A 21,752-nucleotide genomic window follows, 5' to 3' on the forward strand; every position below is an offset into this window, starting at 1 on the left:
GTTCGGACAGGCCCGCCGCCAGCGTCTCGACGCCGACCGGTCCGCCACGATAGATGTCGGCGATCATGGTCAGGTATCGGCGGTCCATTGCGTCCAGCCCCAGCGCGTCCACCTCCAGCCGGTTCAGCGCACTGTCGGCGACGCGCGCATCGACCAGCGCCGCCCCCGCCACATCGGCAAAGTCGCGCACCCGGCGCAGCAGCCGCCCGGCGATGCGCGGCGTGCCGCGCGACCGGCGCGCCACCTCCGCCGCGCCGTCAGGCGCGATGTCCAGGCCCAGCAAGCCGGCTGCGCGCGTCACCACGCGCGTCAGTTCGTCCACCGTATAGAATTGCAGCCGCACCGGAATGCCGAACCGGTCGCGAAGCGGCGTCGTCAGCAATCCCTGCCGCGTCGTGGCACCCACCAGCGTAAAGCGCGGTAGGTCGATCCGCACGCTGCGCGCCGATGGTCCCTCTCCGATCATCAGGTCAAGCGCGCGGTCCTCCATCGCGGGATACAGCACTTCCTCGACCGCCGGGGCCAGCCGATGGATCTCGTCGATGAACAGGACGTCGCCATCCTCCAAATTGGTCAACAGCGCCGCCAGATCGCCCGACTTGGCGATCACCGGCCCGCTGGTGGAGCGGAACCCCACCCCCATTTCGCGCGCAATGATCTGCGCCAGCGTCGTCTTGCCCAGGCCCGGCGGGCCAAAGAACAACACATGGTCCAGCGCCTCGCCACGCCCCCGCGCGGCCTCGATAAAGACGCGCAGATTCTCGCGCGCGGCGCGCTGGCCGACAAACTCGTCCAGCCTTTTGGGGCGCCGCGCGGCGTCGACATCCTCGGGCTGGCGAGCGGGGATCAGGATGCGGTCGGGTTCAGTCACGCCGTCGTGCTTAGCCATGTGCGCTGCGGAACGAAAGCAGGACGCGCCACCGCTCGCTGCCGGTGCGCGCTGCACCGACAGCGAGCGACAGCCTTATGTCCGCACCGACGTTGCGCGGAACGCCGCTTCGATCGCGTCATACAGCGGCTTGGGCATCGCATTCGCATCATATGGACAGGGCCGCAGCGGCAGACCGTCGGCGCGCGGCTGAGTAAATTGCAGCCAGCTATATTTATCGTTCATGCCCCAGACCAGCACGTCACGAAGCTGTGGATAGCTGAACAACAGGTCCATCCACGCGCGCCCATAAATGGCGACGTCGGCATCACGCTGCGCGATCGTGCCGCTCCGGTTCTGGTCGCTGACATCCAGTTCGGTGATCATCAGCTTGTAGCCCAGCCCCGTCACCTGATCGAGCCAGGCGCGCATTCCCGGTATCTGTGCGTCGGCGATCTGCTGCGCGGTGCCGGACGAATAAAAGCCGATGTGCGACTGGATGCCGAGCGTATCGACCGGGACATTCCGGTCGCGAAAGCCGCGCAGCAGCGCAAGAACCCCTTCGCGATGCCGGGTCGATCCCCAATCCATATAATCGTTATATACAAGCTCGGCACCCGGCAGCTCTTCGCGCGCGGTGCGGAACGCCAGGTCCATCAGACTGGGGTCGTTGCCCACCGCACGCGACAGCACGTTTTCGCGGACATTGCCGGTCGGCGGATCGACCGCTTCGTTCAGCACGTCCCAGCTTTTGACGCGGTCACCGAAATGGCGGGCGACATTCTGGACATGCGTGCGAACCAGCCGTTCGGCGGTGGCGCGGGGATCGGAGCCGAAATCATAATTGCGGACCCAGGCGGGAAATCGCTCTGTAATATACCACAGCATCACGTGGCCGCGCATTTCCATGCCCCTCGACTGGGCATAAGCGATCATCGCGTCGGCGCGGCTCCAGTCATAGACGTTTTCGGCGCTTGACTGATATTCCCACTTCATCTCGTTTTCGGGGACCAGCAACGTGCAGTCCCGCTCCAGCAGCGCGGCATAAGCGGGATTTGCGAACGAAGCGGCGTCGGCATTGGGCGCGCTCCACGCCAGCGTTGAACCAAAGCGCATGTTCCGCGCCGCCGCAGCCGCGGCAATGGTGGTCGCGGGACTTGCTGTCGGGGTGGGCGTCGGTGTCGGGGTGGGCGTAGGCACCGGTGTCGGCGCCGTTCCGTTACTGCCGCCGCCACTGCATGCGGAAACGCCAAGCGCCCCTGCCAGCACGATCGCATCGCGCCGCGTATAGTTTTTCATGCTTTCCTCTCCCATCGCGGTGCGCGTTGACCGCACATCCACGGGCAGGATGGTATCGCTAACGCCACCGACCGCAATAGGGTCTTTGGGATCTTCGCCACGCGCGCACGGTGGTTGCCGATTGCAACAGTCGCGCCGTAACAAGGGGGCATGCTGATCCTCGCCCTCGCCCTGCAGGCCGCCTCCGCCGATGAACTGACCATCATCGCGCGCATCGATGTGGATGTGGCCGGACGCATCACCAATTGCGCGATCGTCGAAAGCGAAGCGCCGCCGAACGTCAACGAAGCCACCTGTCGCGCGCTTGCCCAGAAAGGGCGTGTCAAACCCAGGGTAGAGGACGGCAAACCCGTTGCCGCCGCGCGTGAGGTCCGCATTCGCTGGCGGCCCGACGTGCCGAACCCCGACTGAACGGCCGGCGGCTAACGCGCCGCTTTTCTGAGTGCCAGCCGCACCAGCGCGTCCAGATTGGCACCGGGACCAAGCTCGTCCTCCGCCGCCTTGACCGCGCTTGCCGCCTCGGCCGGGCGAAAGCCCAGATTGGCCAGCGCTGACACCGCGTCGCCGCTGATGCCGCCCGATACCACCGGCACCGTGCCGCCCACGCCCAGCGCGATCACCCCGACCCGGTCCTTCAGTTCGCGGACGATCCGTTCGGCCAGTTTCGGGCCGACGCCATTGGCACGCGCGACCATCGCCTTGTCCTGACGCGACACGGCGGCGGCCAGTTCCTCGGGCGACAGGACCGACAGGATCGCCAGCGCCACGCGCGCACCGACGCCCTGCACACCGGTCAGCAACCGGAACCAGTCGCGTTCATCGGCGCTGGCGAAACCGACCAGCCGGATGAAATCCTCCGCCACCAGCATTTCGGTGTGCAGCATGGCGGCGGTGCCGACCGGGCCGAGCGACGACAGCGTGCGCGACGACGCGCCGACCAGATAACCCACGCCCGCCACGTCGATCACCGCATGGTCGATACCGGCAGCCGTCAAAACGCCCTTCAGATGCGCGATCATCGCGGCGCGTCAGTCCAGGCTCTTGGCGACTTGTTCGAACATGTCCTTCGACAGGCCCGGCGCCGACAGGATGCGTTCCAGTTCGCCGCGCATCAATGCCGCGCGCCCTTCATCAAAACGCCGCCAACGGCCAAGCGGCGGCACCAGTTTCGCCGCCGTTTGCGGGTTCAGCCGGTCGAGCGCGATCAACTGATCCGCGACAAAGCGATAGCCCGCGCCGTCGGCGGCATTGAACGCGCGCTGATTGACGCTGAATGCACCGACCAGCGCACGGGCGCGGTTCGGATTGGCGAGCGTGAAGTCGCGGTGCCGCGACAGCTCGACCACCCGCGCCAGCGTATCCTCGCGCGCCGACAGCGCCTGGGTCGAGAACCATTTGTCGAGCACCAGGCCATTGCCGGCATAGCGGTGATAGAACACCTCCAGCGCCGCTTCGCGCGCCTCGTCGCTGCCCGAACTGACCAAGGTGGTCAGTGCGCCTTGGCGGTCGGTCATATTGTCCGCCGCCTCGAACTGGCGAAAGGCGACGTTGCTGGCGTCGGGGGCGCCCGATGCGGCGATATAGCCGAGCGATACCGTCCGCAGCCGGCGCCGCCCCTTGGCGGCGGGGCTGTATTCGAAGCCGTTATCGCGCACCCAGTCATAAGCCGCGCGCCATTGTTCGGACAGCGTCCGGCCCAGTTCGCGGCGCAACGCCTCGCGCGCCTGATAAATCGCTTCGGGATCGACGATCGACAGCTGGTCGCCGATGAAGCTGTCCGATGGCAGCAGCACCGCTTCCGCCATGAACGCCGGGTCGAGGCGCGGATCGGCCAGCGTATTCGCCACCGCCTCGATCACCGGGCCGTGATCGGCGCGACCGTGGCCGACGGCGGCGACCAGCGTGTCGAGCATCAGCTGCTGCATCGCCTCGTATCGGGCGAAGGGATCGTCGTCATGCGCCGACAGGAACGCCAGATCGGTCGCGGTGCGGTCGGTTTCCACGACCACCGGCGCGGAAAAGCCGCGATTGATCGACAGCACGGGATGTTCGGCGACGGTTTCGAACGCGATCTCCGCCTCGTGATCGCGCAACAGCACCAGTTGCTCGTCGGTCAGCGGCCTGGCGCTGTCCAGCCCGAACAGGCGGATCCTGAGCGGCAGCACCATCGGCTGCTTTTCGGGCTGTCCGGGCGTCGGCGGCACGCTTTGCCGCAGCTTGAGCAATGCCCGGCCGCTGCCCGTTTCGTGGATCAGCCGTGCCGAGACGCGCGGCGTGCCCGCCTGCGAATACCACAGCCGGAATTGCGACAGGTCGATCTCACCGGCATCCTCCATCGCGCGCACGAAATCCTCGACCGTCGCGGCGCTGCCGTCATGCCGGTCGAAATACAGGTCGCTGCCCGCGCGAAACCGCTGCTCACCCAGCATCGTGGCCATCATTCGGATGACCTCCGCGCCCTTGTTATAGATGGTTGCGGTATAGAAGTTCGAGATTTCCAGATATTCGTCGGGCCGCACGGGATGTGCCAGCGGCCCGGCATCCTCCGGGAACTGGGCCGCGCGCAGCGACCGCACATCCTCGATCCGCTTGACTGCCGCCGAACCCTGATCCGCCGAAAAGCTCTGGTCGCGATAGACGGTGAAGCCTTCTTTCAGCGAAAGCTGGAACCAGTCGCGGCACGTCACGCGGTTGCCCGACCAGTTGTGAAAATATTCATGCGCCACCACCGCCGCCACGGCGTCGTAATCATAATCGGTGGCGGTATCGGGATCGGCCAGGATGTAGCGGCTGTTGAAGATGTTCAGCCCCTTGTTCTCCATCGCGCCGAAATTGAAATCGTCGACGGCAACGATGTTGAACACATCCAGGTCATATTCGCGGCCATAGACCTGTTCGTCCCATCGCATCGAGGTCTCAAGCGCGGCCAGCGCATGATCCGTCTTGGCCAGGTCCGGCGCGCGAACCCAGATGCCCAGTTGCACGTCGCGCCCCGACCGGGTGGTGAACGTCGCGCGATTGGCGACCAGATCGCCCGCGACCAACGCGAACAGGTAACTGGGCTTGGGAAACGGATCGCGCCATTCGGCAAAGTGGCGGCCGTCGGGCAGGTCGCCCGACCCAACGGGATCGCCATTGGCCAGCAGCACCGGATAGCGTCCCTTGTCCGCGTTCAACCGCACGACATAGCGGCTGAGCACGTCGGGCCGGTCGGGGAAAAACGTGATGCGGCGAAACCCCTCCGCCTCGCACTGGGTGCACAGCAGGCCGCCCGATGCATACAGCCCCATCAACTGGGTGTTGCGATCGGGGTGGACGATCACCTCGGTCTCGATCCGGTGCACGTTGCCGGGCAGGACCAGCGCAATGCCGCGATCGGTGCGCGTCCATTGCGCGGCCTGTCCATCGACCTGGACCGACAACGGCTCGATTCCGTCGCCGTCCAGTTCGATCGGGCGATCATGATCGCCGTTTCGCGTCACCGACAGGATCGCACGCACCCGCGTCGCGCCCGCGTCGAGATCGAAATCGAGCGCGATGTCGGGCACCAGCCAGTCCGGCGCGCGATAATCGCTGCGGCGAATGACCTTGGGCGTGACGGATGCGTTGAGGGCGTCGAGCATGGCGTTCGAGTTAAGTCCTTCCCCGCCCCCCGGCAATGGCGGCGTTACTTTATCCGCCACAAGCGAAATGGCGAATTACGCGGCAACTCGACCGGCTCCAGAAATGCCGGAACATCGCCGCGCGCAAGCTGCGTATAGAAGCCGCCGGGCGCGCGGGCGCGGTAATTGGTCGTCTCCGCCATGTTCATACAGACCAGCAGCAATGTGGCGCCATGCGCGCGCGCGATCCGGCGGAAATTGTCGGGCGATCCCTGAAAGGCGTGATGCACGTCGAGGATCGCGTCGCCATTGCGGTGATACGGCCCGGCAATCGCCCGGTGATGCGTCAGCGCGATCAGGCGCGGGCCAAGGTCGACATGGGTGAAGACGGTCTGGGCCGGCAGCCGGTCGAGCGGACGCATCGCCGGGATCGTGCTGCATCGCCGGTTGGCGCGCGTAACGGTATTCTGCATCGCGCTCGGCTGGTCGATCGGTAGCCAGCGAAGCGTCAGCGTCGTGACCATGCCGGACACGATCAGGAACGCCGCCGCCGCGCCAGCGACGCGCACCGGCCATGACGTGCGGCGCATGATCCACGGGAACAGCGCCCAGCCGAGCGCCGTCGACCCCGGCACCGCCAGCAATTGCGCCGCCGGACCGACGCGCACCTGCCAAAGCAGCAGCGAACACGCCAGCGCGGTGAACAGCGTCACCGGCACCCATCCCGCCAGCCGCACGGGATCGCGCCGCGCACGCCAGGTTGCGGCCAGCGTGCCGATCAGGCCGATTAGCGGCATCGTCGCCATCGGCACCGCGCTTCTCAGGCTGTGGCGATAAATGGGTCGTGCCTCACGCACATTGTTCAGCCAGGTGCGCGCCAGTTCGTCCGACACGCCTTCGGGCCGCGACAGGCAATGCGGGAACAGCGCGGCAAAGCCCGCCGCCAGCGCCCCGCCCGCGATCAGTGCCAGCACCAGCCGCGCCCCGCGATGCGCCGGATTGATCCACGCCAGCACCAACAGCAACGTGCCGCCCGCAACCGTCGCCGACAACCACACCGGCGTCAGTGCATCGCAACGCATCGCATAATTGGCGTTGGATGCGAACAGCACGAACCCCGCCGCGCTGCCCCCGGCGAGCGCCGCCCCATAAGCCGCGATGCGCGGCGCTTCGGTCCGGTCCCAGACCCAGCGCAGCGCCAGGATACCGCCGGCACCCGCGCAATAGGGCAGCATCTCAAGCCCGATGGTCAGCGAAAAGGCGCTGGCCGCGCCCACGATGGCGCCGCCACGCGCAGTGCGCGGATCGGCCAGCGCCATGACCGTCACCGCCAGCGCGGCAAGCTGCCATCCATGATGGTCGATGCGAAGCGGCATGAACATCAGGCCCAGCGACGACGCACTTATCAGGAACAACAGCGCCAGCGGCCAGGCGCGCGGATCGACCAGCCGCCGCGCCGCCACCGCGACGCCGGCCATCACGATCGAAAAAGGGATGAGCGGCGCGATACCGACCGCCAGCCGCTCGGCCCAGGCGGGGCTAGCGAACAGGCGGAACAACAGGATCAGCCCCGCGATCGGCAGGTCGACGATGCGGCTCCAGTGAATGTCGAACCCGGCGGGCGGGTTCAGCCGATACTGGCGCAGGTCATACCAGCCCTGTCCGTCCAGCCACGCGCGCACCTGCATCAGCCGCATATTGTCGTCGGTGTCCGACAGGCTCAGCCAGTAGATATTCCCCCAGCGCTGCCACAGATACCAACCGGCAAAGGCGCCCCATGCAATCAGCGTCCAGCGCAGCCAGTGCCGTTCGAGCTGGCGGTCGATGAAGTCGGGCGTCATGTCGGGCTTTTCTCGAAACGTTGTGGCGACTAGGGGCGGTTGCGGACGGTCGGCTGGTGCGGCCCTACTCCACGATCTGTAAAGGGCAAGGGCGTGTCGACGGGAATGCGGGGGATCAATGCATTGCGACAGTCGGCGGTCGCCGGCCAGTTGATGCGGTTTCTGATCGCCGGCGGGATTTCGACGGTGATCTATACCGCCGTTTATCTGCCGCTGGCGATGTGGGTATTCGGGCGGGAACGCGCGGTGTTCGCGGTGCCCTTTGCCTTTGCCGTCGCAGTGACCGCCGGATACTGGCTGCACAGCAACTGGAGCTTTCGCGGGCATGGCACGCGCCAGTCGGGCGGTGGCCAGCAGGCAAAGTTCGTGGGCGTGCAGGGGGTCGGCCTCGGCCTGCACGCCGCGCTGACCTGGGGCATGACCGATGGTCTGGGCCTGCCCGCATGGACGCCGTTGATCCCCGGCCTTATCATCGTGCCGGTCGTGACCTTCCTCCTCAACCGTCAATGGGTGTTTCGATAAGCGATGGACCGTATCGTCTATGACCGCATGGCGGCGCACGACAGCACGCATTGGTGGTATCGCGCCCGGCGCGAGATCCTGACCGACTATCTGACGCGGGAAGCGCGGCTGCCAAAGGGTGCGCGCATCCTGGAAATCGGCTGCGGCACCGGCCACAACCTGCCGATGCTGGCCCGGTTCGGCGAGGTTGACGCGATCGAGATTGACGAGGCCGCGCGCGGTTTCGCCAGCGAACGGCTGGGCAAGCCGGTCGGCACCGCCCCGCTACCCGAACTGACCGGCGTGCCGCGCAACAGCTATGACCTGATCGCGGTGCTCGACGTGGTCGAGCATGTCGAGGATGACGTGGCGGCGCTGCGTGGCATGGCCGATGTGCTGAAACCCGGCGGCGCGATTCTGGTTACGGTGCCCGCGCATCCGTGGATGTGGTCGGCGCACGACGTGGTGAACCACCACCACCGCCGCTATTCGAAAGGCAGTCTGGACAAGGCGATCCGCGATGCGGGCCTGACGCATAACGGCCTGCGCTGGTTCAATTCGCTGCTGTTTCCCGTCGCCGTCGCCGCGCGGCTGGCAGGGCGGCTGACGGGCAAGGACGACAGCGACGATTCGCCCCCCGCCGCTCCCGTCAACAAGGCGCTGGAGCGGGTGTTCGGGCTGGAACGCCATCTGATCGGCCGCTTGCCGATGCCGCCGGGCCTGTCGATCATCACATTGGTGCGGAAACCCGGCTGAGCCTTATTCGTCGAGCTGCGCCCTGCCCAGCATCATCGCGACCGCCATGCCGCCCAGGATATTGCCAAAGGTGCTGAGCGCCAGATTGCGCGCGATTGCCCCGCCGGTAATCGCGCCGCCGTCCTGAAGCAGCCAGCCCATCGCCAGCAGCGACTGGTTGGCGATCGAATGTTCGAACCCCGCCGCCACGAACACCGTGACAGGGCCGACGACGGCGATGATCTTCGATGGCACCGATTTCGCCGCCATCGCCATCCACACGGCCAGACAGACCAGCATGTTGGCCAGCACGCCCGACGCGATCAGCGCCAGTGTTTCCTTTGCGACCTTGGCCGATGCCACCTCGACCGCCTTGTCGCCCACCAGCCCCTCGACGCCCGATCCGCCGCCTGCCGCGACGAACAGCGCGGCGATGACGACACTGCCGACCAGATTGCCCAGCCACACGACGACCCACGCCGCCAGCATCCGCGCGGGGGTCAGCCGATGACGATCGACCGCCAGCACGAACATGGTGTTGCCGGTGAACAGCTCGGCCCCCGTCACCATCGTCAGCATCAGCCCGACCGAAAACGCCAGGCCCGACAGCAATTGCGTGGCGCCGCCCGGCGGCCCGACCTGCGCCACCAGATAGGCGATCGAGCCGAACGCGATATAGGCGCCCGCCACGACGGCCAGCATCGCCATGCGCGGCCAGCCGCTTTCGGCCTTGTCCTCGAACAATTCAGGCGCCGCCTCGGCAATGGCGGGGCCGGTCGCATCGGCTTGCGGTTCAGTCATGCGCCGTTCCTCTCGAACGGCTAACGCGCGGATGTCAGATACGACGCATCAGGGCACGGGCGGCGGCACGGGCGGCTCGCCCATCGGTCCCTGCCCGGCCCGATAGCCCAATGTCGCGCGCCCCTGAACCGGACCCGCCACATCGGCGACCAGATACAGCGGCCGCCGCTTCGACTCGACATAGAGCCGGCCCAGATATTCGCCGATCATGCCCAGCACCAGCATCTGCACCGCGCCCAGGAACACCGTAACGAACATGGTCGATGTCCAGCCCTGCACCGCCGATCCGGTCAGGAATCCGACGCCGATATAGATCATCAGCAGGAACGACAGGAAAAACAGCGCGATACCGATGTGGCTCGCCCAGCGCAGCGGCGCGGTGGAAAAGCCCGTCACGGCGTCGAACGCAAATCGCAGCATCTTCGACAACGGATATTTGGTCTCCCCTGCATGGCGCTCATGCCGGTCATAGGGAAACGGCACCTGCCGGAAGCCGACCCACGCCACCATGCCGCGGATGAAGCGCGCCTGTTCGGGCAGCGACAGCAGCGCGTCGAGCGCGCGGCGGCTCATCAGCCGGAAATCGCCGGTGTCGAGCGGAATCGGCGTGTCGGTCACGCGGTCGAGGAAGCGATAGAATGCCGCCGCCGTCAGCTTCTTGAAAAACGTCTCCCCTTCGCGCCGGCGGCGCACGGCATAGACCACATCGGCGCCGTCGCGCACCATCGCCCGGCGCATGTCGGCCAGCAATTCGGGCGGATCCTGCAGGTCGGCGTCGATAATCAGGATCTGCTCGCCCGCGCACAGGTCCAGCCCGGCGGTCAGCGCCAGTTGATGCCCGTGATTGCGCGACAGGTTGATCGCGACGACGCAAGGATCGGCCGCCGACAGCCGCTGCATGACGTCCCACGACCCGTCGCGCGACCCGTCATTGACCAGCACGATTTCATGGTCGTCGCCGACCACCCCGCGCGCCGCCGCCGACACGCGCGCGTGCAGCGCCTCCAGACAGGCGGCTTCGTTGTAACAGGGGATGACGACGGACAGCGCGGGACGATGCATGATCGCCCGTCTCTAGCGAAAGCAGCGCGGCGCTTAAAGCACCGTCGCAGCCAGTCCGTCGAGAATGAACTGCGTCGCCAGCGCCGCCAGCAACACGCCGAGCAGCCGGGTGATGACCGCCTCGATCTTGGTGCCCATCAGCCGCATCAGCGGTCCCGCCGCGATCAGCGCGACCAGCGTGACGATCAGGATGGTGGCCAGCGCCGCCATCACCACCAGCGTCTGCGGCAAGCCCTGGCTCTGGCTCATCATCAGCATGACGGACGCGATCGAGCCCGGCCCGGCGATCATCGGCATCGCCATGGGGAATGCGGCGACATCCTCGACCTCGGGCGTGTCGATGATCTTCTGCGCGCGGTCCTCACGCCGCTGGGTGCGCTTTTCGAACACCATTTCCAGCGCGATCAGGAACAGCATGATGCCGCCCGCGATCTTGAACGCGTCCAGGCTGACGTGCAGCGCACGGAGCAGATTTTCGCCGAACAGCGCGAAGCCGACCAGGATCAGGCCTGCGATCAGCACTGCGCGAATCGCCATCGACCGGCGCTGCGCCGCCGATGCGTCGGTGGTCAGCCCAGCATAGATGGGCGCGCATCCCGGCGGATCGATGACAACGAAGAACGTCGCCAGCGCCGAAATATACAGCTCGATCATATCGCGTCGGCGGCCAGCGCCAGCCCGGCGCGACGATGCGCGGCGACCAGCGTGTTGCGAAGCAGGCAGGCAATCGTCATCGGTCCGACACCGCCCGGCACCGGCGTGACCGCGCCCGCGATCGACGCGACGCTTTCAAAATCGACATCGCCGACCAGCCCGTCATCGGTGCGGTTGATGCCGACATCGATCACCGTCGCGCCGGGTTTCAGCCATTCGCCCTGCACGAACTTCGCCCGCCCGACGGCGGCGACGACGATATCGGCATGGGCCAGGTGATGCGGCAGGTTGCGGGTGCGCGAATGGGCGATCGTCACGGTGCAATTATCGGCCGTCAGCAGTGCCGCCATCGGCTTGCCGACGATGTTCGACCGGCCGATCACCACGGCGTTCAGGCCGCTCAGCTCGCCCAGTTGCTCGCGCAGCAGCAACAGGCAGCCATAGGGGGTGCAGGGGACGAAACCGTGGAGCCCCGTCGCCAGCCGCCCGGCATTGACGGGATGAAAACCGTCGACATCCTTGTCCGGGTCGATCCGCGTCAGCACCGCATCGGCATCCAGCCCGGCAGGCAGCGGCAACTGGACGAGGATGCCGTCGACGGCCGGATCGGCATTCAGCCGATCGACCAGCGCGATCAGGTCGGCCTGATCGGTATCGGCGGGCAGGCGGTGCTCGAAGCTTTCCATGTTCGCCGCGATCGTCGCCTTGCCCTTTGAGCGGACATAGACAGATGAAGCGGGATCCTCCCCCACCAGCACCACGGCAAGGCCGGGCTTGCGGCCCGCATCCTCGGCAAAGGCCGCCGCCAGTTCGGCCACGCGCGCACGCAGCCGCTGGGCCGCTGCCTTTCCGTCGATCAGTTCGGCTGTCATGCGCCGGTTCCATATAGATTTGCCGCACGCATCGCCAGCGCCGCGACGACCGGACCTTCCGGCGCTTCGAACCGGGCGTTCAGAGCGGGACCGCGCCGCCGGTCGCGATATTCGCCGCCATGCGCGCCAGCACCGTGTCCAGAATGGCGATCAGCACCAGCACCACAATCGGCGACACGTCGAGCGCGCCGAAATCAGGCAGGACGCGGCGGATCGGGCGATATAGCGGCTCGGTCAGCACCTGCAGCCCGTTCCACACCGATCGCACGAAATCATTGTGCGTGTTGATGACGTTGAACGCGATCAGCCATGACAGGATCGCCTGCACGATCAGGATCCACCAGAGCACGCTCAAAAGGATCCGGGCGATGTCGATCAGGGTGAGCAATCAGGGTCTCCGCATATCATCGTGTCGAGGGCGGCATATCGGATGACGCGGGGCAACGACAAGGCTCAGATACCGGCATACCATTCATAGTCGGCAATATCCTCCCACAAGCCGCCCTTGCCGCCATGAATCGGCTTGAGATCAGCCACCGCCTCGATCCGGTCGACATATTTGGCGTGCTTGTAGCCCAGTTGCCGCTCGACGCGCAGCCGCACCGGCGCGCCGTGGCCCACATCCAGCCGCCGGTCGTTCAGGCCCAGTGCCAAGATCGTCTGCGGGTGAAAGGCATCGACCAGATCGATCGATTCGTAATAGGGGCGCCCGCCCGAATAACGGTCGGCGCAGTGGAACACGATATAGCGCGCCTCGTCGCGCAGCCCGGCGGCGTCGAGCAGCGTCGCCAATCGTGGCCCCTGCCACTTGCCGATCGCGCTCCACCCCTCGACACAATCATGCCGCGTGATCTGCGCGCGCTGCGGCATTGACAGCATCTGCGCCACCGAAAAGGATTGCGGGCGCGCCACCAGCCCGTCGACCCGCACGCGCCAGTCGGCAAAGCCCGCCGCAACATGTGCGTTATAATCAGGCGTGTCGGGATTGCGCGTGCCGTTGGTACGGAACACCGGCGACATCTGGTCGGGGCGAAACTCGCGCGCCAGCGCGTGGCGGTCCATCAGCGCGCGCTGTGTCCACATGTTCCAGTCGGCACCCTTGAACAGGATCGATCGAAACCCCTCATCCTGCCCCAGCGCGTCACAGCCGCCGACCAGTCCGGCGGCCAGCCCGCCGACCAGCGCGCGGCGCGTCATCAACAACCGGCTCATCGGTAATCCTTCCCCGGCACGCGCCATCGCCCGGTTATCATCGAGCGAACCTCGTTGATCGGCCCTGCCAGGATGACCAGCGCGATGTGAACGACGATGAACGCCGTCAGCGCCATCGCCACGATGAAATGGATCGACCGCGCCGATTGCCGCCCGCCGAACAGGTCGAGCATCCACGGCGCGACCGCGTTGAACCCCGGCGACATGGTCAGCCCCGTGGCGATCACCAGCGGGATCAGGATGAAGATGACCGCAACATAGCTCAGCTTCTGCAGCGTGTTGAACGCACCCGGCCGTTCGGGGTCGTGAAAGCGCAGCGCCAGATGCTCGCGCACATCATGCGCCAGATGCGCGGGTGCCAGTTCGGCGCGGCGCAGGCGCAGGTCGCGCTGGAAATGCCGGTTGACCAGGCTGGCGACCATGAACGCCAGCAACGCAAAGCCCATCACCAGCGCGAATGTCAGATGCCATCGCCGCGCCAGCGCAAGATTATAGTTGGACGGGATGGTCAGCCATCCAGGCACACGCCCGCCGTCGAACACCCAGCCGACGCGGAACCAGGGCTGGTCGAAATTGGTGCCATATTGTCCCCAATACAGATTTGGGTGTGCATTCAGGATCATCAGGCCCGACCCCAGCAGCACTACGATCGTCAAGGCATTGATCCAGTGCCACAATCGGGTGGCCAGCTTGTGCTTTGCGATCCACATCCGCCCGTCTCTCCGCAACCCGCGCGTTTTGTCAGCCATAAGCGCGGGCAAAGAATACCATTGTCGTGACCACCGTGACAAACAAAGTCCATGCGCGGATCAACCCGGCGGGCAATCGCTGCCCGACACGCGCGCCCAGCCACCCGCCCAGAACCGCACCCAACAGCATCGGCGCGCAGGCTTCCCACCGCACCATGCCGAAACCGATGAACATCAACGTCGCCGCGGCATTGCCCATTGCCAGCATCAAGGTGCGCGGTGCCATCAGCCGGTGCGGCGGTTCGCCCGCCAGCAGGCCCCATGTCGCGGTCAGCATCAGGCCGAGTCCGCCGCCGAAATAACCGCCGTAAATACCCAGCAGCACCTGCGCCCCGATCAGCGCGCGTCGTCCCGGCGCGGCATGGCGCTGCAACGCCAGCGCCGCCCGCTTGCCGAACGCGATGGCCAGCGTCGCCAGCAACAGCAGCCACGGGATGACGATGTCAAACACCGCCGTCGGGGTGAACACCAGCAACAAGCTGCCCAGCAGCGCCGCGCAGAACGTGATCGCCGACAACGTGCGGATGGCGACCCCGCCGATCGGCTGCAACCCGTCACGATAGGTCCATGCGCTGGCGATGGCGCCGGGTTGCAGCGCCACGTTCGAGGTCGCATTGGCAATCGGACTGGGCAATCCGATCGCGATCAGCGCCGGCATCGTCGCGAACGTCCCGCCCCCCGCCAGCGCATTCATCGCCCCACCGAGCAATCCGGCACCGGCGGCAAGGGCAAGGGTCAGCGGCTCGGGCATGTCACGCGCTTTCGCGGTTCGGGACGTGGCTGTCCAGCAATGTGTAACGCGTGGTCAGCCTTCAGCTATAGGCGATCATCCGCCCGGCAACGACGATCGAAACCCACAGGCCCAGAGAGATCAGGGCCAGCAGCGGCTGTGCTCCACCGCCGCCGGCGCGCCGCGATCGCCAGCGAAATATGGCTGCGTTCACGACGGCCAGACCGATCAGCCCCAACTTGAGTTGGAAAACGTCCGATCGCGCGAGCGTCGGCGCATCGGCGGCGAACAACAGCACGCCGCTGGCAAGCATCACCACGAAGCCCCAGATCGCGACCGGCGTCAGCGCGCTGGCAAGCGGCGCGACCGGCAGGGCGCGCCACAGGCCCGCAAACCGCAGATCGACCACGGCGATGGCACCGACCAGCGTGACCACGCCCAGCACATGGGCGACATTGATCCATGGATAAAGCTGTGCCGAGTCACGCACCCATGGTCCGACCCCGAGCGCATCCAGCACGCCCGCGACCATCAGGATCACCGCTTCCATGCGCGATTCAGCGCAGTTCGACCGTCGTTTCGCCGACCGTGATCCGTTCCACCCGCATCTCTGCGGCGCCATCGCGACGGGCATAGCCGGTCAGGATGACGCGCTGGCCCTTGTCGATCGATGCCGCATCAAGGCCGCGCGCCGTCATCCGGCTGGTGGGGGCCAGGACCACGTCCCACACCTTGTCCCGGTAGTTCATCTTTGCCGTGCCGTGCGGGTTGCCCCAGACGACCGACTGCAACGGGCCGGTGACGGTGATCGGCTTGGTCTCGTCATACGAACTCCAGCCATGATGCGCGACGGCGATGGCGGGGACGGCGGCAATTGCGGCAGCAACGGCGAGGTGACGGAACATCGGCGGTCTCCTGAACGGGTGACGATGAACATACGCACAGCCCGCAACTTCGCTCCCGGCGTGGCCACTCACGGCCATGAGCGGAACGTCTGCCGGTCGCACGGGTTTCGGGGACAACCTTATGGGAGGACGCGATGAACGAAGCACTCGACCTTGCCCGCACCCGGCTTCAGGCGTTTCGGGGGCGTATGGAGGCCGATGCGGTGATCGATGCCGAATCGGGACTGACCGCGGCCGATCTCGACACCATTCTGGCGTCCTGCCAGCCGCCCAGCGACCTGGAGCCAGGCGGCAGCATGGATGTCGATGATCTGAGCGGTAACGCCTGACTTAACCCAGCGCCGCCTGTTTCTCCGCCGCCAACCGGTCGAGTTCGGCGCGGCTCTTCTTTTCCGCCGCCGTTTTCAACTGACCGCACGCCGCGTCGATGTCGCGACCGCGCGGGGTTCGGACGGGAGCGGAAATGCCGCCTTCGAACACGATTTCGGAAAAGCGCCGCACTCGGTCGGGCGTCGAGCATTCATAGGGGGCGCCCGGCCATGGATTGAACGGGATCAGGTTGACCTTGGCGGGCAGACGATAATGGCGCAGCAGCCGGACCAGTTCGCGCGCATCGGCATCGCTGTCGTTCTTGTCCTTGAGCATCACATATTCGAACGTGATGCGCCGCGCATTGTTGGCGCCGGGATAATCGGCGCACGCCTGCAACAGCGCCTCGATCCCGTATTTGCGGTTCAGGGGCACGATCTCGTCGCGCACATCCTTGGTCACGGCGTGGAGCGACACGGCCAGGTTGACGCCGATCTCCTCGCCCGCGCGCGCCATCATCGGCACGACACCGCTGGTCGACAGCGTGATGCGCCGCTTGGACAGGGCCAGCCCATCGCCGTCCATCACGATCTTCAGCCCGTCACGCACCGAATCGAAATTATACAGCGGTTCGCCCATGCCCATCATGACGATGTTGGTCAGCAGGCGGCCATCGGGACTGGACGGCCATTCGCCCAGCGCGTCGCGCGCCAGCATCACCTGTCCGACGATCTCGCCCGCGCTCAGGTTGCGGACCAGCCGCATCGTGCCGGTGTGGCAGAAGGTGCAGTTCAGCGTGCAGCCCACCTGGCTGGACACGCACAAAGTCCCCCGATCGGCGTCCGGAATGAACACCATTTCGTAATCCTGCCCGTCGGGGGAGGTCAGCAGCCATTTGCGCGTGCCGTCCGACGACACCTGCGCTTCCTTCACGTCGGGGCGGCCGACGACGAAGCGTTCGGCCAGCCACGGATGCTGGACCTTGGCGATGTCGGTCATCACCGAAAAATCGGTGGCGCCGCGGTTATAAATCCAGTGCCATAATTGCTTGGCGCGCAGCTTGGCCTGTTTCGGCTCCATGCCCGCACCTTCCAGCGCGGCGCGGATCGCGGCCCGGTCCAGCCCGATCAGGTCGACACGCCCGTCGGGGCGCGGCGCCGCATCGCGGGTCACGGGCACGGGGTCGATGTGCCCTGGAATGGGCATGGGGGCGGCCGAGGCTGTCTGCATGACGAGGGCATATAGGCGATTTCGCCGCTGCGCGCCAGTTCGCCGATCAATTGCGGTTTGTCATATTCCTGCCCCGCTTTGTCCGGTAGCGGACGGATCATGTCACTGATCGATCGCTTTCTCGATCGTGCCATCCGGCGCGGACAACTGACCGTCACCTTTCCCGGTGGTCGAACCGCAACCTATGGCACGCCCGATCCCGAACTTGGCGAAGTCGCCATCCGCTTTGCCGATGGCCGGGCGCTTCGCCAATTGCTGGCCGACCCCAGCCTGGGCGCGGCGGAGGCGTTCATGGACGGGCGGCTGGTCATCGAACGCGGCGACATTCGCGATTTCCTGAACCTTGCCACCGCCAACAACCGGTGGGAGGAAGGGCGCGGCACGCTGGACGCCAGCACGCTGCGCCGCACTGTCGACGCGGTGCGGTTCCGCATCGACCGCATCAACATGGCGCGCCGGTCGAGGCGTAATGTCGCGCATCATTACGACCTGTCGGATCGACTCTACGACCTGTTTCTCGATGTCGACCGCCAATATAGCTGCGCCTATTTCACCGACCCGTCGGTGTCGCTGGAGCAGGCGCAGGTCGACAAGAAGGCGCATATCGCCGCCAAGCTGGCGATCGAACCGGGCATGACGGTGCTCGACATCGGTTGTGGCTGGGGCGGGATGGCGCTCTATCTGCACCGGATGACGGGGGCGGAAGTGTGCGGCATCACCCTGTCGGAGGAACAGTTGAAGGTCGCGCGCCGCCGCGCCGAAATGGCGGGCGTCGATGACAAGGTGCGTTTCGAGCTGATCGATTATCGTCACCTGACCGGCCAGTTCGACCGGATCGTGTCGGTCGGCATGTTCGAACATGTCGGCCCCGCCCATTACCGCGCCTTTTTCCGACAGTGCCACAAGTTGCTGGCCCCCGACGGCGTGATGCTGCTTCACACGATCGGGCGCGCGGGCGGGCCGGGCGTGACCGATGCGTTCACCGCCAAATATATCTTTCCCGGCGGCTATATCCCCGCCCTGTCCGAAATTGCGCGCGGGCATGAGGGGCTTCGCATGTTCCTGACCGATGTGGAGGTGCTGCGGCTGCATTACGCGCACACGCTGGCGCACTGGTATGACCGCGTGGTCGCGGCGCGCGATGCCATCATCGACCTGTATGACGAGCGCTTCTATCGCATGTGGACCTATTATCTGGCCGGGTGCGACGTCAGTTTCCGGCATGGCGGGCTGGTCAATTACCAGCTTCAGTATGCGCGCGACCGCTACGCCCTGCCGATCACGCGCGACTATATGGCTCAGGCGGAACGTGCGCTGGGCGATGTTCCGGCGCTTCGGGCGGCGGGATGACACTCGCTTGCCGCCGATGACGCGACCCGGCAGATAGGCGGCCATGCGGATCGCGATCATCGACACCAGCAGCACGCGCGCCGCGATCATCTCCGACGGTCTGCGCGATGCGGGGCTGGACGACCTGGTGGTGATCGATCCCGCCGGGCCGCTGGTTGCCCAGATCGAGGCGGCTGCACCCGAAGTGGTGCTGGTCAACCTGGAAAATCCCAGCCGCGACATGCTGGAGGACTTCTTCGCCGTGTCGCGCGCGCTGGCCCGTCCGATCGCCATGTTCGTGGATCAGTCGGATGCCGAAGCGACGATCGCGGCGGTCGATGCCGGGGTATCGGCCTATGTCGTCGACGGGCTGGCGAAACAGCGGATCAAGCCGATCCTCGACCTGGCGGTGCGGCGCTTCCACGCCTTTTCCCGGCTCCAGACCGAACTGGCGGAGGCGAAAAGCGCGCTGGCCGATCGTCACACGATCGACCGGGCCAAGGCGATCCTGATGCGACGGCGCGGGCTGGACGAGCCAGCGGCCTATGGCATGTTACGCAGTCATGCGATGAAATCGAACCGGCGGATCGTGGATGTCGCCGAAGCCATCGTGACGAGCGAGGCGATGCTGGGAGATATGCGATGAGCGCCGCCGAGACCGTTCGCATCGGCTTTCTGCCACTGGTCGACGCAGCGCTGCCCATCCTGGCGCGCGAACTGGGCTTTGGCGAAGAACAGGGCCTCGCGATCGAAATGACGCGCGACGTCACCTGGGCGGCAGTGCGCGACCGGCTGGTCTATGGGCTGACCGATGCGGCGCACATGATCGCGCCGCTGCCGATCGCCACCGCGCTTGGGCGCGACCGGCCGCCGGTGCCCATGGCGGTGCCGTTCGTGCTGGGGCTGAACGGCAATGCCATCACCTTTTCGACCGCATTGGGCGAAGCGGTCGGCTTGGGCGGCACGCTGGGCGATCCGGACGCGGTCGGCGCGGCGCTGCGACACGAGGCGCACCGGCGACGCGACGCGGGCGATCCGCTGCGCTTCGGCATCACCCACCGCTATTCCAGCCACAACTATATGCTGCGCTACTGGCTGGCTCAGGTCGGGGTGCGCCCCGACATCGACTGCACCACCGTCGTCACCAGCCCGCCCTTTGCCGCCGATGCACTGGCGGCGGGCGATGTCGACGGCATTTGCGTGGGGGAGCCGTGGAACTCGATCGCGGTCGATCGCGGCGTGGGGCGCATCGCGCTGGCGACGGCGCAGGTGTGGCGGCGCGGTGTGGAAAAGGTGTTCAGCCTACGCGCCGACCGTGCGGCTGAACGGCCCGAGATGGTGGCGGGCCTGATCCGCGCGCTGCATACTGCCGCCGCGCATTTCGTGCGGCCCGATGCCGCGCGGCAATGCGCCGAAATTCTCGCCCGGCCGCAATATCTGGACGGACCGGTCGACGCGATCGAGCGGGCGATCACCGACCATATCCGCCTGATCCCCGGCGCAACGCCCGTCCACTATCCCGATTTCATGTTCCAGTATCGCGAAGCGGCGAACTTTCCGTGGCGCAGCCAGGCGGCATGGCTCTATTCGCAAATGGTGCGATGGGAACGCGCGGGCTATTCTGCCGATGAAGCCGCCGTCGCGCAGGGCGTGTATCGCCCCGACCTGTACCGCGCCGCGCTGGCGGGTACCGGCGCGGTGCTGCCGGGGGCCAGTTCCAAGCTGGAGGGCGCACTGGCCGAACCGATCGGCGCTGGCTCGACGCAGGGGCGGCTGATGCTGGGCCGCGACGGCTTTTTCGACGGACGCACCTTTGATCCCGACGATATCGCGGGCTATCTCGACACCCTGCCGCGATAGCTTTTACTGACACGGCATTGCGCCGGGACCGTTCGCCGTTAGGATCGTTACAAACGATACCAAGGAGGATGCCCGTGACCGACGAAACCGAAGCCGACCTGACCGGCACCACCCCGCGCCGCAATCCCAAACCCGCGATCGAGAAGATCGGCGACCGCCGCCTGAAACCCTCGACACTGATGATGGGTCACGGATTTGACCCGGCGCTGTCCGAAGGGTCGCTGAAGCCGCCGATCTTCCTGACTTCCACGTTCGTCTTTCCCAACGCCGCGGCGGGCAAGCGCCACTTCGAAGGGGTGACGGGCAAGCGCCCCGGCAGGGCCGAGGGGCTGGTCTATTCGCGCTTCAACGGTCCCAATCAGGAAATTCTTGAGGACCGGCTGGGCGTTTGGGAGGATGCGGAGGACGCGCTGACCTTTTCCAGCGGCATGTCGGCGATCGGCACGCTTTTCCTTGCATTCGTCCAGCCCGGCGACGTGATCGTCCATTCCGGCCCGCTTTATGCCGCGACCGAAACGATGATCGCGCGGCTGCTGGGCAAGTTCGGCGTCGAATGGCTCGATTTCCCCGCCGGGGCGACGCGCGAGGAGATCGAGGGCGTGCTGCAACAGGCCAAGGCCAAGGGCCGCGTGCCGCTGATCTATCTCGAAAGCCCCGCCAACCCCACCAACGTGCTGGTCGATATCGAGGCTGTCGCCGCCGCGCGCGACGCTGTGTTCGGCGGCATGGACGAACAACCGCCCATCGCCATCGACAACACCTTTCTCGGCCCGCTTTGGCAGCAACCGTTGAAGCACGGCGCCGACCTGGTGGTTTACAGCCTGACCAAATATGCTGGCGGCCATTCGGATTTGGTGGCGGGCGGCGTGCTGGGATCGCGCAAACACATGGACATGGTGCGCGCGATCCGAAACACGCTGGGCACCATCCTCGACCCCAACACCGCGTGGATGCTGCTGCGAAGCCTTGAGACGCTGGAGCTTCGCATGACGCGCGCGGGCGAAAACGCGGCCAGGGTCTGCGAATATCTGCGCCACCATCCCAAGGTCGAGCGGATCGGCTATCTGGGCTTCCTGAAAGACGACCGACAGGCCGACATCTATGCCCGCCACTGCACCGGCGCCGGTTCGACCTTTTCGCTCTACCTCAAAGGCGGTGAGCGGGAGGCGTTCGCGTTCCTCGACGCACTCAAG

The 21,752-nt window shown here is 66.1% G+C and carries 24 protein-coding genes; 8 read left to right on the top strand and 16 right to left on the bottom strand.

Going from position 1 to position 21,752, the window contains the following annotated elements; translation table 11 throughout:
• Together ruvB and VL973_RS12310 are read right to left on the bottom strand one after the other, a co-directional pair.
• Window positions 1-871 (bottom strand): Holliday junction branch migration DNA helicase RuvB (gene ruvB, locus VL973_RS12305; RefSeq protein ID WP_325284317.1); only part of this gene is annotated, 871 nt, incomplete at its 3' end.
• Between the two features lie 93 nt (window positions 872-964).
• Window positions 965-1,984, bottom strand: coding sequence for an endo-1,4-beta-xylanase (locus VL973_RS12310; RefSeq protein WP_325284318.1), 1,020 nt, complete (start codon window positions 1,982-1,984; stop codon window positions 965-967).
• 333 nt (window positions 1,985-2,317) lie between these two features.
• Between VL973_RS12310 and VL973_RS12315 the strand changes: the two genes are divergently transcribed.
• Window positions 2,318-2,578 carry an energy transducer TonB gene (locus tag VL973_RS12315; protein WP_325284319.1) on the top strand — a complete coding sequence of 87 codons (261 nt, stop codon included), beginning with the start codon at window positions 2,318-2,320 and terminating at the stop codon, window positions 2,576-2,578.
• A gap of 11 nt (window positions 2,579-2,589) precedes the next feature.
• On the opposite strand, the gene ruvA is transcribed toward VL973_RS12315, so the two are convergent.
• From ruvA to VL973_RS12330, 3 genes are read right to left on the bottom strand one after another with little or no spacing between them, the layout of a single operon-like run.
• Complete coding sequence (ruvA, locus tag VL973_RS12320; protein WP_325284320.1) at window positions 2,590-3,186, bottom strand: Holliday junction branch migration protein RuvA; 597 nt, start codon at window positions 3,184-3,186, stop codon at window positions 2,590-2,592.
• A 9-nt stretch (window positions 3,187-3,195) separates the two neighbouring features.
• Window positions 3,196-5,790, bottom strand: a complete 2,595-nt coding sequence (gene pepN, locus VL973_RS12325; RefSeq protein WP_325284321.1) for an aminopeptidase N — start codon at window positions 5,788-5,790, stop codon at window positions 3,196-3,198.
• 44 nt (window positions 5,791-5,834) lie between these two features.
• The gene (locus tag VL973_RS12330) at window positions 5,835-7,610 is read right to left on the bottom strand and encodes an AcrB/AcrD/AcrF family protein (RefSeq protein WP_325284322.1); all 1,776 of its coding nucleotides are present in this window, start codon (window positions 7,608-7,610) and stop codon (window positions 5,835-5,837) included.
• 93 nt (window positions 7,611-7,703) lie between these two features.
• Between VL973_RS12330 and VL973_RS12335 the strand changes: the two genes are divergently transcribed.
• Together VL973_RS12335 and VL973_RS12340 are read left to right on the top strand one after the other, a co-directional pair.
• Window positions 7,704-8,132 carry a GtrA family protein gene (locus VL973_RS12335; protein WP_325284323.1) on the top strand — a complete coding sequence of 143 codons (429 nt, stop codon included), beginning with the start codon at window positions 7,704-7,706 and terminating at the stop codon, window positions 8,130-8,132.
• Between the two features lie 3 nt (window positions 8,133-8,135).
• Entirely contained in the window at window positions 8,136-8,867 is a 732-nt protein-coding gene (locus VL973_RS12340; RefSeq protein ID WP_325284324.1) for a class I SAM-dependent methyltransferase, read from the top strand.
• A 3-nt stretch (window positions 8,868-8,870) separates the two neighbouring features.
• On the opposite strand, the gene VL973_RS12345 is transcribed toward VL973_RS12340, so the two are convergent.
• From VL973_RS12345 to VL973_RS12390, 10 genes are all read right to left on the bottom strand, one after another.
• On the bottom strand, window positions 8,871-9,647 hold the full coding sequence (locus VL973_RS12345) for a formate/nitrite transporter family protein (protein ID WP_325284325.1): 777 nt from the start codon (window positions 9,645-9,647) through the stop codon (window positions 8,871-8,873).
• Window positions 9,648-9,695: 48 nt separating this feature from the next.
• On the bottom strand, window positions 9,696-10,709 hold the full coding sequence (locus VL973_RS12350) for a glycosyltransferase family 2 protein (protein WP_325284326.1): 1,014 nt from the start codon (window positions 10,707-10,709) through the stop codon (window positions 9,696-9,698).
• A gap of 33 nt (window positions 10,710-10,742) precedes the next feature.
• A complete protein-coding gene (locus tag VL973_RS12355; protein ID WP_325284327.1) occupies window positions 10,743-11,363 on the bottom strand; it encodes a MarC family protein in 621 nt (206 codons plus the stop codon).
• Window positions 11,360-12,235 (bottom strand): bifunctional methylenetetrahydrofolate dehydrogenase/methenyltetrahydrofolate cyclohydrolase FolD, encoded by an 876-nt coding sequence (gene folD / locus VL973_RS12360; protein ID WP_325284328.1) that lies wholly within the window; start codon window positions 12,233-12,235, stop codon window positions 11,360-11,362. Before folD ends, VL973_RS12355 begins: the two co-directional genes overlap by 4 nt.
• A gap of 79 nt (window positions 12,236-12,314) precedes the next feature.
• Window positions 12,315-12,623, bottom strand: a complete 309-nt coding sequence (locus VL973_RS12365; RefSeq protein ID WP_325284329.1) for a YggT family protein — start codon at window positions 12,621-12,623, stop codon at window positions 12,315-12,317.
• A gap of 65 nt (window positions 12,624-12,688) precedes the next feature.
• A complete protein-coding gene (locus tag VL973_RS12370) occupies window positions 12,689-13,447 on the bottom strand; it encodes a molybdopterin-dependent oxidoreductase (protein WP_325284330.1) in 759 nt (252 codons plus the stop codon).
• Entirely contained in the window at window positions 13,444-14,157 is a 714-nt protein-coding gene (locus VL973_RS12375) for a cytochrome b/b6 domain-containing protein (RefSeq protein WP_325284331.1), read from the bottom strand. Before VL973_RS12375 ends, VL973_RS12370 begins: the two co-directional genes overlap by 4 nt.
• A 31-nt stretch (window positions 14,158-14,188) precedes the next feature.
• The gene (locus VL973_RS12380) at window positions 14,189-14,947 is read right to left on the bottom strand and encodes a sulfite exporter TauE/SafE family protein (protein WP_325284332.1); all 759 of its coding nucleotides are present in this window, start codon (window positions 14,945-14,947) and stop codon (window positions 14,189-14,191) included.
• Between the two features lie 61 nt (window positions 14,948-15,008).
• Entirely contained in the window at window positions 15,009-15,476 is a 468-nt protein-coding gene (locus tag VL973_RS12385; protein ID WP_325284333.1) for a hypothetical protein, read from the bottom strand.
• A 7-nt stretch (window positions 15,477-15,483) separates the two neighbouring features.
• Complete coding sequence (locus VL973_RS12390; protein ID WP_325284334.1) at window positions 15,484-15,831, bottom strand: DUF6152 family protein; 348 nt, start codon at window positions 15,829-15,831, stop codon at window positions 15,484-15,486.
• A gap of 134 nt (window positions 15,832-15,965) precedes the next feature.
• On the opposite strand from VL973_RS12390, the gene VL973_RS12395 reads away from it, so the two are divergent.
• Window positions 15,966-16,160, top strand: a complete 195-nt coding sequence (locus VL973_RS12395) for a hypothetical protein (RefSeq protein WP_325284335.1) — start codon at window positions 15,966-15,968, stop codon at window positions 16,158-16,160.
• 1 nt (window position 16,161) lies between these two features.
• On the opposite strand, the gene rlmN is transcribed toward VL973_RS12395, so the two are convergent.
• Window positions 16,162-17,346, bottom strand: coding sequence for a dual-specificity RNA methyltransferase RlmN (gene rlmN / locus VL973_RS12400; RefSeq protein ID WP_475526706.1), 1,185 nt, complete (start codon window positions 17,344-17,346; stop codon window positions 16,162-16,164).
• 123 nt (window positions 17,347-17,469) lie between these two features.
• Between rlmN and VL973_RS12405 the strand changes: the two genes are divergently transcribed.
• The 4 genes from VL973_RS12405 to VL973_RS12420 all read left to right on the top strand — a co-directional run.
• On the top strand, window positions 17,470-18,720 hold the full coding sequence (locus VL973_RS12405) for a cyclopropane-fatty-acyl-phospholipid synthase family protein (protein WP_325284337.1): 1,251 nt from the start codon (window positions 17,470-17,472) through the stop codon (window positions 18,718-18,720).
• A 43-nt stretch (window positions 18,721-18,763) separates the two neighbouring features.
• Window positions 18,764-19,345 (top strand): ANTAR domain-containing response regulator, encoded by a 582-nt coding sequence (locus VL973_RS12410; protein ID WP_325284338.1) that lies wholly within the window; start codon window positions 18,764-18,766, stop codon window positions 19,343-19,345.
• Window positions 19,342-20,559, top strand: coding sequence for a CmpA/NrtA family ABC transporter substrate-binding protein (locus tag VL973_RS12415; RefSeq protein WP_325284339.1), 1,218 nt, complete (start codon window positions 19,342-19,344; stop codon window positions 20,557-20,559). Before VL973_RS12410 ends, VL973_RS12415 begins: the two co-directional genes overlap by 4 nt.
• 74 nt (window positions 20,560-20,633) lie before the next feature.
• The coding region (locus VL973_RS12420; RefSeq protein ID WP_325284340.1) for a cystathionine gamma-synthase family protein at window positions 20,634-21,752 on the top strand (1,119 nt) is incomplete at its 3' end.

It is taken from the genome of Sphingomonas sp., from assembly GCF_035490575.1.
Lineage (GTDB): Bacteria > Pseudomonadota > Alphaproteobacteria > Sphingomonadales > Sphingomonadaceae > Sphingomonas.

Coding starts and splice junctions, on each gene's coding strand:
- VL973_RS12310 (WP_325284318.1), bottom strand. CDS start 1,984: ATGCGCTTTGGTTCAACGCTGGCGTGGAGCGCGCCCAATGCCGACGCC.
- VL973_RS12315 (WP_325284319.1), top strand. CDS start 2,318: ATGCTGATCCTCGCCCTCGCCCTGCAGGCCGCCTCCGCCGATGAACTG.
- ruvA (WP_325284320.1), bottom strand. CDS start 3,186: ATGATCGCGCATCTGAAGGGCGTTTTGACGGCTGCCGGTATCGACCAT.
- pepN (WP_325284321.1), bottom strand. CDS start 5,790: ATGCTCGACGCCCTCAACGCATCCGTCACGCCCAAGGTCATTCGCCGC.
- VL973_RS12330 (WP_325284322.1), bottom strand. CDS start 7,610: ATGACGCCCGACTTCATCGACCGCCAGCTCGAACGGCACTGGCTGCGC.
- VL973_RS12340 (WP_325284324.1), top strand. CDS start 8,136: ATGGACCGTATCGTCTATGACCGCATGGCGGCGCACGACAGCACGCAT.
- VL973_RS12345 (WP_325284325.1), bottom strand. CDS start 9,647: ATGACTGAACCGCAAGCCGATGCGACCGGCCCCGCCATTGCCGAGGCG.
- VL973_RS12350 (WP_325284326.1), bottom strand. CDS start 10,709: ATGCATCGTCCCGCGCTGTCCGTCGTCATCCCCTGTTACAACGAAGCC.
- VL973_RS12355 (WP_325284327.1), bottom strand. CDS start 11,363: ATGATCGAGCTGTATATTTCGGCGCTGGCGACGTTCTTCGTTGTCATC.
- folD (WP_325284328.1), bottom strand. CDS start 12,235: ATGACAGCCGAACTGATCGACGGAAAGGCAGCGGCCCAGCGGCTGCGT.
- VL973_RS12370 (WP_325284330.1), bottom strand. CDS start 13,447: ATGAGCCGGTTGTTGATGACGCGCCGCGCGCTGGTCGGCGGGCTGGCC.
- VL973_RS12375 (WP_325284331.1), bottom strand. CDS start 14,157: ATGTGGATCGCAAAGCACAAGCTGGCCACCCGATTGTGGCACTGGATC.
- VL973_RS12380 (WP_325284332.1), bottom strand. CDS start 14,947: ATGCCCGAGCCGCTGACCCTTGCCCTTGCCGCCGGTGCCGGATTGCTC.
- VL973_RS12385 (WP_325284333.1), bottom strand. CDS start 15,476: ATGGAAGCGGTGATCCTGATGGTCGCGGGCGTGCTGGATGCGCTCGGG.
- VL973_RS12390 (WP_325284334.1), bottom strand. CDS start 15,831: ATGTTCCGTCACCTCGCCGTTGCTGCCGCAATTGCCGCCGTCCCCGCC.
- VL973_RS12395 (WP_325284335.1), top strand. CDS start 15,966: ATGAACGAAGCACTCGACCTTGCCCGCACCCGGCTTCAGGCGTTTCGG.
- rlmN (WP_475526706.1), bottom strand. CDS start 17,346: ATGCCCATTCCAGGGCACATCGACCCCGTGCCCGTGACCCGCGATGCG.
- VL973_RS12405 (WP_325284337.1), top strand. CDS start 17,470: ATGTCACTGATCGATCGCTTTCTCGATCGTGCCATCCGGCGCGGACAA.
- VL973_RS12410 (WP_325284338.1), top strand. CDS start 18,764: ATGCGGATCGCGATCATCGACACCAGCAGCACGCGCGCCGCGATCATC.
- VL973_RS12415 (WP_325284339.1), top strand. CDS start 19,342: ATGAGCGCCGCCGAGACCGTTCGCATCGGCTTTCTGCCACTGGTCGAC.